Annotated in this window: 7 protein-coding genes; all 7 read left to right on the forward strand. The window is 34.9% G+C overall.

Features of this window, described 5'->3' with window-relative positions; translation table 11 throughout:
- Positions 1-29: 29 nt before the first annotated feature.
- Positions 30-1,958, forward strand: a complete 1,929-nt coding sequence (locus BMY39_RS11040) for a heparinase II/III domain-containing protein (protein ID WP_092579598.1) — start codon at positions 30-32, stop codon at positions 1,956-1,958.
- On the forward strand, positions 1,955-3,505 hold the full coding sequence (locus BMY39_RS11045) for a sulfatase (protein WP_092579600.1): 1,551 nt from the start codon (positions 1,955-1,957) through the stop codon (positions 3,503-3,505). Before BMY39_RS11040 ends, BMY39_RS11045 begins: the two co-directional genes overlap by 4 nt.
- 119 nt (positions 3,506-3,624) lie before the next feature.
- Positions 3,625-4,596, forward strand: coding sequence for a PKD domain-containing protein (locus BMY39_RS11050; protein WP_218141001.1), 972 nt, complete (start codon positions 3,625-3,627; stop codon positions 4,594-4,596).
- A 12-nt stretch (positions 4,597-4,608) separates the two neighbouring features.
- Positions 4,609-6,396, forward strand: a complete 1,788-nt coding sequence (locus BMY39_RS11055) for an amidohydrolase family protein (protein WP_092579604.1) — start codon at positions 4,609-4,611, stop codon at positions 6,394-6,396.
- A 79-nt stretch (positions 6,397-6,475) separates the two neighbouring features.
- Positions 6,476-9,688 (forward strand): glycosyl hydrolase, encoded by a 3,213-nt coding sequence (locus BMY39_RS11060; protein ID WP_245738267.1) that lies wholly within the window; start codon positions 6,476-6,478, stop codon positions 9,686-9,688.
- Position 9,689: 1 nt separating this feature from the next.
- Entirely contained in the window at positions 9,690-13,040 is a 3,351-nt protein-coding gene (locus BMY39_RS11065; protein ID WP_092579608.1) for a glycosyl hydrolase, read from the forward strand.
- 70 nt (positions 13,041-13,110) lie between these two features.
- A complete protein-coding gene (locus tag BMY39_RS11070; protein ID WP_092579610.1) occupies positions 13,111-15,036 on the forward strand; it encodes a DUF4955 domain-containing protein in 1,926 nt (641 codons plus the stop codon).
- Positions 15,037-15,081 lie beyond the last annotated feature (45 nt).

Raw genomic sequence — 15,081 nt, forward strand, 5'->3', positions numbered from 1 at the left:
TATCTAATAGCTAAAGTAAACATTAAATAATGAAGAAATCACCTGTTTTTATACTTTGTCTTTGGCTTGCTTTTCACTTTTCGGTATTTGCACAGCGAGACTTTTTGACCAAGTCTTGCACACTAGAAGAACTCACAGAAATGCTAGTATTAGATCAAAAATGGGTTACATATCCAGATTATTCAAATCGTAATGCTTGGGACAAGTTGTTTGGAATACATAAAGAAAGCTTGATTCAAAGTGGAGAAGGGTATTTAGATTATGATTGGCAGGTGGTTAGAGCAACTCATTATCTTGATTATACCAGAACAGGTAATCGTAATACTATGCAAGATCCTTATTTCGATAATCAGGATGCACTAAGTACGTTAATTTTAGCAGAGTTGGCTGAGGGTAGTGGGCGGTTTCTAGATCAGATTATTGATGGTATATTTATGAATTGTGAGATGACAAGTTGGGTGTTATCAGCACATTTTAAAATTTCGGCTAAAGAAGTTAAAAACCATTTCCCCGATATAAACGAAAACTTAATTGGATTGTATTCCTCGCAAACTGGAGCTATGTTATCTTGGGCACATTATTTTTTTAAAAATGAGTTTGACAAGGTCAATCCACTTATTTCTGAACGTATTCAATTTGAAGTAAAAAAGCGCATACTCGATCCATATATGAATATGAATTATTGGTGGACAGCACTTCCGCCTTATGCCAATAAAAAGCCGAAAGTTAACAACTGGAATCCGTGGTGTAATGCCAATGTATTGCAGTGTTTTATGTTGATGGAAAATTATAAAGATAAATTGGCTGAAGCTGTGTATCGTTCCATGCAATCTGTAGATATGTTTATTAACGAAGATAAAGACGGTGCTTGCGATGAAGGTCCTGGCTATTGGGGCGTTGCGGCAGGAAAAATGTACGATTATTTGTCATTATTAGAAAAACTAACAGCCGGAAAAATTTCCATATTCGATAAACCTGAAATCAAAGCCATGGCAGAATACGTTTATCGCGCCAATGTTGGCAATGGTTGGGTTGTTAATTTTGCAGATGCTTCTGCAAAGGGACGTGGAAATCCTTATTTTATTTACAGTTTTGGTGAGGCAGTAGGTAGTCAAGATATGATGCAATTTGCCGCCTATTTGAAAAAAGAAAATCCTGAGACAACTATTGCTTACAATAGAGATATTGATAGAGCTTTAAGAAATGCAACCATATCTGAAGAACTAGACAATACAGATCCCGTTTTTAAAGTCCAAGAGTATTCATGGTATCCTAAAACAGAATACTGTTTTATGAGTAATGAGGAAGGTCTTTTTCTGGCTACAAAAGGAGGGTATAATCAAGAAAACCATAACCATAATGATGTTGGGTCATTTATGTTTTATATAAATGCCACACCCATATTTATTGATACAGGAGTAGGTTCTTATACCGCCAAAACATTTGGGCCAGATCGTTATACTATTTGGACCATGCAAAGTAATTATCACAATGTACCTTTAATTAATGGTGTTGCCCAAAGCCCAGGAACAAAATTTAAAGCAACTAATTCAAGTTTTAATAAAAATAAAAAAACCTTTACTACAGATATTGCCAAAGCCTATCCAGAGCATGCGGGTGTAAAATCATGGATGCGTACTTATCAATTAAAGGAAAACGGATTAAGTATAAAAGAGAAATTTTCGCTAAAAAAAACAATAGAACCTAATCAACTTAATTTTATGATTTGGGGTGAAGTTAATATTGAAACACCAGGTAAAGTTATTATTAAAGTTGAAGAAGAAACTGTAGAGCTTATTTATAATGCAAATCTGTTAAGGCCCTCTATTGAAACCATTCAACTTAACGAAAAAAAGTTAAGCGGTGTTTGGAGCGATACCATATACAGATTATCATTTAACGCCCTAACACTTCAAAAGGAAGGTGAATACACGTTTCAAATTATTAAGGCAAAATGAAAAAAGTAATCTCCGTTTTAATATTTAGTTTAGGTTTTTTAGCTGTAAAAGCACAAGATACTGACAATAATAAAATAAATATTGTGTTTATTTTGGCCGACGATTTGGGTTGGGCAGATGTAACACTATACGGTAAAACAAAATTTTACGAAACGCCCAATTTAGAGCGACTAGCAGCACGAGGAATGACTTTTAATAGAGCATACGCCGCCAGTCCCTTATGTTCGCCAACACGAGCCAGTATTTTAACAGGGCAAACACCTGCACGTACAGGGATTACATCTCCTGCTGCACATCAACCTAATGTACAATTAAAAGCATCGCGACCTCCAAAAGCTGCTCCAGATTCTAAATCCATTGCCTGTACGCCAGTAACAAGGTTAGATACTATTATTCCAACTTTAGGAAAATTGTTAAAAGCAGATGGTTACAATACAGCTCATTTTGGAAAGTGGCATTTGGGTAGAGCACCCTATACACCTATTCAACATGGTTTTGATATGGACGTACCCCATTGGCCAGGTCCCGGTCCAGCAGGTAGTTTTGTCGCACCATGGAAATATCCAAATTTTAAGGCAAATTATGAGTACGAACATATAGAAGATCGTATGGCTGATGAAGCCATTAATTGGTTGCGTTCTAGAGATTTGAATACCCCTTTTTTTATGAACTATTGGCAATTTTCAGTGCATGCGCCTTTTGATGCCAAAGAAAGTTTGATAAAGTATTACCAGACTAAAATAGATTTTACAGATTTACAACATTCGCCAACGTATGCGGCTATGGTGCATTCTTTAGATCAAGCAGTTGGGCGTTTGTTAGATGAAATAGATAGGTTAGGAATTAGTGATAACACAGCCATTATCTTTTTTAGTGATAATGGAGGAAACATGTATAATGGAATCCGTGAAACTTCACAATCAGGCGAAGAATTTATAACTGAACCCACAAGCAATCGACCTTTACGTGGCGGTAAAGCTACTATTTATGAAGGAGGTACGAGAGTCCCTTGTATTGTGGTATGGCCAAAACTAACAGTACCAGAGTCTAGATCGGATGTGATGATTCAATCTACCGATTTTTATCCAACTATTTTGAATCAACTAGGTATTCAATTTCCCAAAAAACATAAAATTGACGGAGTCGATATTACCGAAGCCTTAAAAGGAAAAGATCAAGATAGAGGGCCAATCATTACCTATTTTCCACACAATCCTAAAATACCCAATTGTTTACCACCTTCTGTTGCTGTTCATGATGGCGATTGGAAACTGATTCGTGTTTTCAATTACGGAAAAGATTTTACACATCAGTATTTTTTATATAACCTAAAACAAGATATTGGAGAAGTGCATAACCTTACAGCAAAATATCCAGATAAAGTAAAAGAACTTGATGCCATAATTGAAGCACATTTAAAAGATACAAAAGCTGTTGTGCCAATTGCAAATCCTGCATTCGACCCACAAAAATACCATCCTGAAGACATAGGGATACAAAAAGGAGGTTTACGAGTAGCAAAGAGAATTGAACATAATAAAAAATAGATATGCGTGTACTGTTTTGTGTTGTATTGGTTATAGTTTTCAGCTCTGGGTTGTTTATATGCAATGCGCAAACTAATCGCGATACGATTTACCCAATTTTTCAATTTCCACAAAACAAAATGCCTCGAATAGATGGTGACTTTTCCGATTGGAATCTGGTTCCAGATACCTATGCCATTGGCTTAGACCAAATGAAAGAAAGTATAAATGGTATCGGGTTTAATCTGGATGCAACCGATTTAGATATTAGCGTTAAAGTGGGATGGGTAAAAGACTTGAACCGATTATATTTTTATGTTGAAGTTTTTGATGATTTCTGGGAATTTGAACAACTTGATATTAAACAGGATATTTTTGAATTGGTCGTTGACGCCGATGTTTCTGGTGGTAATTTTATAAAAAAATGGAACGCCAACAAAAAATATATTCCTATCGAAGAATTGCACTTTAGAGGTCATGGAGCGCATGCTCAAAACTATCATGTTTTTATGCCTGCCGTAAATAAGGACTGGGCCATGGTTTGGGGTAATACGCCTTGGATTAAAGACTTTCCTTATGCTAATGCTGCTTATCAGCATAATTTAAAACAGGGTAAATCTGGAGCACTTAAAATGGAATTTTGGATTACACCATTCGATTATGCCGCTATTGAGGGTATCAATCGTTCCGCTATTTCAACGCTTAAAGAAAATGAAATTATTGCTATGTCTTGGAGTGTTATCGATTATGATAATGATAATAAAGAAAGAAAGGATTTTACAAGTCTTTCGCATAACATTAATATGATTCATGATGCCGATTTTATGAATGCATTTAGATTAATGCCACTGATAAAGGAATTAGCACCTGAACTTCAAGCCAATTGGTCTTTTGTTGAGGTAAATAGAGAAAGACGTGTTTTTGCTTTTAAAGATGAATCTGTGGGTGACGTTGAAAAGTGGACTTGGGATTTTGGAGATGGAACAACTTCTAATGAACAAAATCCTGTTCATCAATATAATTCTGCAGACCACTGGACTGTGGTACTCACAGTAGAAAATAAAAACGGTAAATCCATACGTTCTAAAGTTTGGGATGTGGTTACAAAATAGATATAATGTTTTATGACATTTAATTTAAAAGTATATGTAATTTTTCTTTCGCTTTTGGCGTTTGTCTTATCCGCTTTGGGTCAAAACAATACTGCTCGAATAGATGCACATATTCACCTTTACGATATTAATCGAGACAGTAGTTTTACTTTTTTAAACAAACAAAATAAAGATACCAACCCAGAGCTATTTCGTCCGCATTTAGAAAAAGACTTTTTAGAGGTAGCCAATTCATCAGGTATTAACTATGCATATCTTGTTGAAGCAAGTACCAGAAGGGAAGATAACTTTTGGCTATCTCAAATAGCTAGCGAATCAAAGCATATACTCGGTTTTACAGTAAATTTAAATCCTTTAGATGCTAATTTTAAAAGTGATTTAGATACTTTAAAAAAGAATACCAAGTTTAGAGGTGTTCGTCCAAGATATAAAGGATTGGATTTTTCAAATGCTGAAGTATTTAAACAATTAAAAGAATTAGACAAACGCAATTTAGTACTTGAAATTAATGGGTTAAAACATGTAGCAACCATCGCTAAACAATACCCAAACATGCCTATTGTAGTCAATCATTTTGGAGGGGTAAAATTAAAAAATGGCGTATTGCAAAATGAAGAAAATTACAAAAAAGCACTTCAAGAAGTGGCATCCTTTCCAAATGTATTTATGAAGATTTCTGCGCTTCATACCCTTTCTGGAAAAAATCCAGCTCCAAAAAAGTTAAAATATTACAAACCTTTATTAGATGCAAATCTTGAGGCTTTTGGTCCAAATCGAGTGTTATTTGGTAGCAATTGGCCTTTATCTGGTTTACGAGGAAAGTACAACAATGCAATCCAAATTCTTGAGGCATATTGTTCAACTCGAAATGATTTAAGTGAAGAACAACTCTTTTTCAATAACATTATAAAAGCTTATGGATTAACAAATCCTACCATTCCTACATTTATGGAATTGAGTAATGATGAACTTCGTTTAAAATTAGATTTAAGAAGAGGTGGCGCCATAGCTTACATTTCTAAATCAGATATTGATAGAAATATTGTAAATATTCATGATGAGGGGAGATACATTCAGCAATCCTATTATGGAGGTAACATTATTAACAGACAACAAGAAGGGCAAAAAAAGGCATGGTCTCCATGGTCTTGGAATCCCATTCAGGTAGGCGATTGCTATCGTAACCGAGCAGAAATTCTGGAATATAAACAAGAAGGCCATACATTGTATGTGAAATGTATCCCAATGCTATGGGACATGAAAAACAAACCTGCAGAAGCCATCATGGAACAATGGACAACTCTAGAAGGTAATGTGATTAAAGTTCAGAATAAGTTAACTTGCCACAGAACAGATACTATTTATGGCGAAGGAAAAACGCACAACCAAGAGTTGCCAGCAGTGTATCCAATATCAGCTTTAAATAATTTGTATTCTTATTTTGGAGACAAGCCTTTTACAGGTGCGCCTCTAAGTAAACCAAAAGTGGTGAATCTGCGAAGTGGTTTTTGGGGCAAATACAAAAACAATATGGTTACCGAAAATTGGATGGCTTTTGTAAATGACGATTTATGGGGCATGGGAGTATACACACCTACATGTTCTAACTTTTTGGCTGGAATGGCAAAAGATCCAGGGTATGAAGCCTATGATAGTGCAACATCATATATAGCGCCAATAAACAAGGCTACACTCAATAAAGACACGGTTTATGAATTTGATTATTATTTAATAATTGGTAATTTGAGGGTTATAAGAGAAGATGTGTATGATTTAAATAAATTAATAAAAAGTAAATAACAATTCGTAAGAATTAGTAAAATCAATTTTATATATGTTCTTAAAAAAAAATATAACAATATTAATATTTTCATCAATATTGTTTTTTACCCTATGGTCTTGTAATAATACTAAAAAAAACGAAATAGTAAAATCTGAATTTATATTACCTACAGAAGATAATTCCGTGTGGTGCTATTGGTATTGGATTAATGATGATATTTCTAAAGTAGGCATCACCAAAGATTTAGAAGCGATGAAAAAAGCAGGCATTGGTGGTGCATTAATAGGGAATATTAATCCTGCTCACAAAGATGGTAAAGTACCCATGTTAAGTGAAGAATGGTGGAGTCATATGGTACATGCTGTCGAGGAAGGAAAAAGAATTGGTGTAGATATTGGTGTATTTAATTGCCCAGGATGGAGCCAAAGCGGCGGGCCTTGGGTAGATTATACAAAAGCTATGCGATATCTTACGTATAGTGAAACGAAAGTTTCAGGAGGAAAACAACTTTATTTAAAATTACTACAACCTAAAAAGGAATTTCAGGACACCCATACTTTCGCTTTCAAATCTTCGGTAATTGAAGAAAACAGTACACAATTTATTCCTACGAAAATAAGTGCTAATTGGAAGGATGTAAACACAACTATTTTGAATGATGGAAATAAAGAAGATGATACCAGTTTTGAGCTCAAAAAAGGAGAAGCTTTAGAAATTAGTTTCCAACTTTCTCAGCCAATAACAGCGCGCTCTATTACTATAATCCCAAGCAGATCCTTCAAATGTAATATAATATTATCAGCTATTATAGATGGTGAAGAAAAAACAATTAAAGAGTTTCATTTTGATCGTTTTCGCATTACGCCAAATGTAGCATCCATTGAAACAGGAGATTTTGCCACCGTTTTACCTGAGACTAAAGCGCAACAATTCAAATTGAGGTGTACCAATTTTGTAAGTAAGGAAAAGGAATATGGCTTTGCTGAAATTAATATATCTGAAGCACCAGTGTTGGATAAATATATCGAGAAACAACTCGGAAAGATGCATTCTACTCCCAAACCTGATTGGGATACTTATATTTTTAAAACACAGGAAGCACTTGAAAATCAAAGTTTATCTATAAATCCAGATGAGGTGATTAATTTAAGTCATAAGCTTGATGAAAATGGAACACTAAATTGGGATGCACCAGCAGGAAACTGGACAATTATACGCATGGGTATGACACCAACAGGTACAAAAAATGCTCCGGCGGCGCCACAAGGTGTTGGTTATGAAATTGATAAGATGAATAGTGATTTGGTACAGTACCATTTTGATAATTTTGTGGGCGAGTTGTTAAAACGAATTCCAGAAGAAAGTAAATCGGCTTTTAAATATGTGGTGGCTGACAGTTACGAACAAGGATCTCAAAACTGGACGGATGGGTATGAAGTAAAATTCAAAGAAAAATTCGGATACGACCCTGTACCATTTTTACCAGTACTTTCAGGAAGAATTGTAGGTAGTGTTGATCAATCCGAACGCTTTTTATGGGATTTACGTCGTTCTATTGCAGATGATGTGGCTTATGAGTATGTAGGTGGGTTAAGAAAAGCGAGTAATAAACATAATTTAAAAACCTGGTTAGAAAACTATGGGCACTGGGGGTTTCCAGGAGAATTTATGATGTATGGTGGGCAATCCGATTTGATTTCTGGAGAATTTTGGAACGAAGGTACATTGGGTAATATAGAATGTAAAGCGTCTTCTTCAACATCACATACCTATGGCAAACCCATTACTTCTGCTGAGGCGTTTACATCGTCTCGTAAAGCTTATCTAAGGCATCCAGCTATGCTTAAAAAACGAGGCGATTGGGCTTTAACAGAAGGCATCAATCATTTTGTATTGCATTTGTACATTCAACAGCCAGATAATAATAGAAAACCAGGAATGAATGCTTGGTTTGGTACAGAATTCAATCGTCACAACACTTGGTTTAGTCAAGCAGATACCTATTTTGACTATCTGCGTCGCTGTCAACACCTTTTACAACAAGGAAAATATGTTGCAGATGTGTGTTACTTTATTGGAGAAGATGCACCAATAATGACTGGTGTTCGTCAACCAGAACTCCCTAAAGGATACTCTTATGATTATATCAATGCAGAAGTAATTCTAAATAGACTTACAGTTAAAGATGGTCGTTTTGTTTTACCAGATGGGATGTCTTATAAGGTAATGGTATTGCCACCATTTAAAACAATGCGTCCTCAATTGTTAAAAAAAATAGAGCAATTGGTACAACAAGGAGGAGTAGTTTTAGGTCCAAAGCCGGAAAAATCACCAAGTCTGCAAAACTATCCTGCTAGTGATGATGAAGTTAAAAATATTGCAAGCAAGTTATGGGCTGGAACTTATAAAGATGGTAAAATGTCAGTTCAATATGGCAAAGGAAAAGTAATGGATGGCTTCGAATTGTCTGAAGTATTTGCAGATTTAAATTTAGGTAAAGATGTTGATGTTTCAGAGGATACACCAATACTTTGGATACATAGAAATATGCCAGGTATGGATATTTATTTTATTACTAATCAAAGTGATAAAACTATAGAATTATCTCCTGTTTTTCGTGTGAATAAAAAAATGAAACCACAGTTGTGGGACGCTGTAAATGGTGAAATGCGAGCTTTACCTGATTATGAAATTACAGATACAGGTATAAAAGTACCCTTAAAAATGAAAGCTGTGCAAAGTTGGTTTGTAGTGTTTGTAAAAGAGGATAATAATGTTGGAGTAAAACCTGCATATACTGCAAATTTTCCTGAATATCAAAAGTTAAAAACCATTAAAACACCATTCGAAGTCGATTTTAAAAATAAAGACATTGCACCTAAAGAACCTATAATATTTAATGAATTAATAGACTGGAGAAACTCTGAAGATGAGCAAATACAATATTATTCAGGAACTGCCTTTTACAAAACTAATTTCAACATAGATGAACTGCCTAAAAATCAGGATATCTATTTGAATCTAGGGGAAGTTTCAGTAATGGCAAAAGTAAAATTAAATGGCAAAGATTTAGGCGGTGTTTGGATGGCTCCTTATCGACTAAATATATCTGAGACACTAAAAAAAGGAGAAAATCAATTAGAAATTGAAGTGGTGAATCTTTGGAGAAACCAATTGATAAAAGACAAACAACGTTCAGAAGATGAAAAATATACTTGGTTGGTTATTGATGATATCAAACCAAATTCAAAATTACAGCCTTCAGGATTGTTAGGGCCAGTAACTCTTGAAACAATAAATAATAATTGATATGAATATAAAATTAAGATACATTTTTACGATATTAATGGTTGTATTATCATGCAAGCAACAAAAGTCAAATGTCGAATTAGAAAATAATTTTAAGAATCCCCCTCCCGAAGCGCGTCCAAGAACTTGGATGCATTCAATGTCGAGTAATATGTCGAAAGAAGGTTTTACAAAAGATTTGGAAGCCATGGCAGATGCTGGTATTGGTGGAATCATTTTATTTAATGTAACTACAGGAAAACCTAAAAAAGGAAAGGTGATATTTAACTCACATGAACACATTGAAATGACTGCGCATGCAGCAAAAGAGTGCGAGAGGTTAGGGCTCACTTTTGGAATTCACAATTGTGATGGTTGGACATCGAGCGGAGGTCCATGGGTTACTCCAGAGCATTCTATGAAACAGCTTACTTTTAGTCAACAAATAGTAAAAGGAGGAAAGGTAAAAGTGAATTTGGAAACACCTTCTAGCGTTGCCGATTTTTATCAAGATGTTGCCGTAATTGCTTATCCTTCCTTGGTTTCTGAATTAGCAGATGAGAACAATCAACCTATTGTTAAATCATCAGATAAGAAATTAAATCTAAGTATTATTAATGATGGTAAAATTGAAGAAAAAACTACATTGAAAGTTGAAAAAGAAGGAGTAGAATGGGTTGAATTTCAGTATAATAAACCATTCAGAGCAAACTCAATATACCTTAATTTTCATACAAGAGTCTCTAGAGAAATGAGATTGGTACTAAAAGTGTCTGATGATGGAATTAATTATACAAAAGCTGCCGAGTTGAAACCTCTACGTATGGGGAAAATAGAGCATGGTGTAGACATGATTTTAAACAATATACAAGCAAAATACTTTAGAATAGAGGTGCCTGTAAGTTTAGATATTTCAGAAATAAGCTTAAGTGCAGTAAAGAAGTTCGATAATATTTTGGCTCGTACTTCTTTATTTAAATTAGAAAACCATCGAATTCCATCAATAAAAGGAGCTAAAAAAGATGCTACTATTCGTAAAGAGGATATTATTAATTTAAGCGCTTTCATGGATGAAAACGGTTCGTTGCAAACAGAATTACCAAAAGGAGATTGGACAATTATGCGTTTTGGATACACTATTACGGGTGCCGTAAACGGGCCAGCTTCTGAAGAAGGACGTGGTTGGGAAGTAGATAAAATGAGTCGAGAATCTTTTAAAATATTCTATGAAGGTTATGTGCGTAACGTTATTGATGCATCTAAAAAAGTAGCACCCAATGCCCTTCAGTATATTGAGATTGATAGCTATGAAGTAGGTGGGCAAAACTGGACAAAGGATTATCAGTCTTTTTTCAAAGAGGAATTGGGTTATGATATTATCGAGTATTTGCCGCTTTATGCCGGTAGGTATATTGACAATGCCGACACCACAGAGCGTATTTTATGGGATGTTCGTAATTTCAATAGCAAATTAATGACTGATAATTATTTTGATTATTTCACCGAACTTTGTCATGAGGATGGTCTTATAAGTTATGTAGAGCCTTACAGTTTCAATTCAGGGTTTAACGAACTTGATGCTACCAAAAAAGTTGATATTCCTATGGGAGAGTTTTGGATGCATCAACGTTATCAAGCTGAAACAGCTGTATCTGGTGCTCGTATTTATGGTAAAAATATTGTCTCTGCAGAATCTTTTTCTGCACAACCTAACATTAATTGGAAAGGGCATCCTGGAACATTAAAGTTAACTGGAGATAAAGCTTGGACATTGGGAATAAACGAATTTTTCTTTCATCGTTTTACGCATCAACCCAATACACACGTAATGCCCGGTCTTACTATGTATCAATGGGGATCACATATCGACCGCACACAAACCTGGTGGTACAATGCAGGTAAAGCATGGTTTGAGTATTTAGCACGCGGGCAATACATATTGCGTCAAGGTATTCCAGTTTCGAATTTATTGGTTTTTGTAGGCGATGGCTCCCCTAACTCAATTGTTCATCGTCGTAATTTAAAAATAAAAAACCAGACCAACTTCGATTGTATCAATGCTGATGCTTTGATCAATCGCATTTCAGTAAAGGATAAAACATTGAATCTACCAAATGGTATACAGTATCATGGATTGCACTTGACCAATACAAAGGAAATGCGCTTGTCAACTTTGAAAAAAATTGCTGAATTAGCTCAAGAGAGTATTTTAATTGTAGGGGCAAAACCCGAAACTATTGGAGGTTATAATAATTCAGATATAGATAAAAACGAGTTTGATCGCTTAGTAGATTTGGTATGGGGCAAGCCAACAACTTATGAAAAAGCTGACTGGGATGAATTGTTTGCTAATAACAACGTTCCAGTAGACTTAAAGATTAGTAACGGAGAGGAGATTGAATACATTCATCGAAAAACGAAGACTGAAGATATCTACTTCTTTTACAACCCAACAGATAAAGAAAAAACTTTTGACTGCACATTTAATGTAGACGGAAAAATTCCTGAATTATGGAATCAAATGACTGGTGAAACGACTAAATTAGGTGCTTTTGAGCATAAAAATGGTCAAACACAAGTAGCGATAAGCTTTCCTGCAGAGGGTTCAGGTTTTATTGTGTTTCGTGAATCGTCAAAGGGTGTTAAATCTGTTGATCCTAAAAACGCTTTAAACAACAAAAACCTGCGCTTTACTTTGAATACTGATAATGTTATTCAGGTAGAAAGCAATCAAACCGAAACGCTTAAATTAGAATTGTCTGATGGTACAAAAAAATCTTTGGCTATTAAAAATCTTCCTGGTAACGTCCTATTAAAAAATGCTTGGAATGTTGAGTTTCCAGATACAAAATCTGGTGGGAGAAAAGTAGTTTTTGATTCCTTAATGGATTGGACGCATCATGCAGGGGAAGAGATCAAGCATTACTCGGGAACAGCTAATTATGAAACTACATTTACGATTCATAAAAAAATGCTTGTAGAAGGTATAAAATGTAGGCTAGATTTAGGTGAAGTGAATATAGCAGCACGTGTTTTTGTAAATGGCAAAGACATAGGTATGGTGTGGATGAAACCATATGTTATTGATATTAGTTCAGCAATTCAATTAGGTGAAAATACCTTAAAAATTGAGGTAACCAATCAGTGGACAAACCGCTTGATTGGAGATGAGCATTTTCCTGATGCAACAGGATATCATGCCGATAAATCAAAGAAGATGCCCGATTGGTTTATAAACAATGAACCGGCTCCACTTAAACAACGTAGTACGTTTACGACATTCAACTTTTATACAAAAGATAGTGAATTGATACCTGCAGGTCTTGTTGGGCCAGTAAAGTTAATTTTTTCAAAAAAATCGTTACTAAAATAGTGATAAAGTGTTTTTTGATTCATTGAAGAATCTAGATAATTTATAAGAGTAGAATTATAAACAGTTTTGTATGAAGTCATTAGTTATTAAATTTAATTTATTTGTTTTTTCATTTCTTTATTTTAGCAACCTTTCTGCTCAAGAAGCACCTTCTTGGGTCGATTTCTGTACTAACAGAGAAAGTGGAAAGATGAGAAATAGTGTATTGTTAGATTATTCGTATGCTGGGTATCACTTTTCTGAAAAACCAATTCCAGATTTATCAACGTGGAATACCATTTCAGTAATTGATTATGGAGCTACACCTAACGATGATACTTATGATGAAGTTGGAATTCAATCAGCCATTGATGCTGCAGAAGCTAGTGGAGTACCTACCGTAGTGTATTTTCCATCGGGAAGATACAAAGTAGGTAGCGAGAAGAATAAAGGCAAACCTATTGAGGTGAACAAAAGTTTTATTGTGTTGAAAGGTGCAGGATCAGGGACAGATGGAACAGAAATTTTTGCAGATAAACACGGAGATGTAGCTCTAAGGTGGAACACCCCATGGCAATTTTTGTTTGAACCTTGGAAACGTTCTTCAACTAAAATAGCATCCATTACAAGTAGTATTCAACGAGGTGACAAGACTGTGGAAGTTGACAACAGTACCGCTATTGTTGCAGGTCAGTTAGTGGAATTAGCACATCAAGGTGTTGAGAATTTGGAGTTAAACTTACCTGGACTAGAATACAGCTCTAAGTGGCCATCCATTAATAAAAACGGTATTATGGTAATGGAAAAACATTTGGTCACAAAAGTGAAAGGGAATACCATTTACTTTAAAAACCCAGTGAACTATAACGTGCCATTAAATGGAGACTATGCTAGTATTAAAACTTTTGAGCCAATAGAAGAAGTTGGCGTACAGGATATTCTATTTACTAGTGCATGGAAAGATTATCCTGAAGATTTTGTTCATCACGCAAATAACATTGTTGATTATGCTTGGCGTGCAGTCCGTTATAAAAATGTATATAATAGTTGGATTAAAAATGTAAAATTTCGAGATTGGAATGACTGCATACAAATTTCTGAAAGTTTTTCGGTTACGGTAAAAGACATACAAGTTTCTGGTAAGCAAGGGCATGCATCTTATATGGCAGCGGCTTCTACAGGTGTGCTTTTTGGAAATTGCAAGGATAATGTACCAGTAGGTTTCAATGATGCAGGAGGGCAGGCACATGGACCCGCATTTCAAAGGTCATCTACAGGTTGTGTTTACACTAACGTGAAAATGCAAAAACATCAATCTGTAGATTGTCATAGCGAAACTCCTTATGGTAATTTGTTTGATAATATTCAGGGAGGTTGTTTTAGAGGAAATGGTGGCTCAGAAAAAGTATATCCAAATAGTGGACCAGATCTTGTTTTTTGGAATTTTGTTCATTCCTCTAATTATGCAATACATGAATTTGATTTTTGGAGTATCAATAAGCGCCGATTACACACCTATGCAAAACCAAAGTTTGTAGGCTTTACTTCTCCTGGAGAGGATATTTCTTTTAAAAACGTAGGGTTGGATGAGTTGCATGGTACACAAGTATATCCACAATCCCTATTTGATGCTCAATTGCAATTACGATTGTATGACGTTTATGCTAGTGCCTCTTCACAAAAAAAAGGATGTCCTGCTTTAAATGTATTAAATAACAAAGTAAATGATTTTTGGAGTCCAAAGAACAGCTTGGAAGATAGTTATTTGATGTTGGATTTTGGTACAAATAGAAGTGTCAATTCTATTTTTTTAAAGGAAAATCAAAAATCAATAAAGAAATTTAAACTTGAATGTTGGATTGATGGTGGATGGGTGAGTTATATGCCAAAACAATCTGCTAATACAGACAACGCTTGGGAACTAGATAGCATGGTCGTCACACGGAAAGTAAAACTCGTAATTGAAGAAACTTACCCTAATAGGCCTATTCAAATTATTGAATTTAAAGCTCTTTAAAGTGACTTTTGACTTGAAGAGATTATGTAGAAAATAAACTAGAAA

The sequence above is a fragment of the Hyunsoonleella jejuensis genome, from assembly GCF_900111025.1.
GTDB classification, from domain to species: domain Bacteria; phylum Bacteroidota; class Bacteroidia; order Flavobacteriales; family Flavobacteriaceae; genus Jejuia; species Jejuia jejuensis.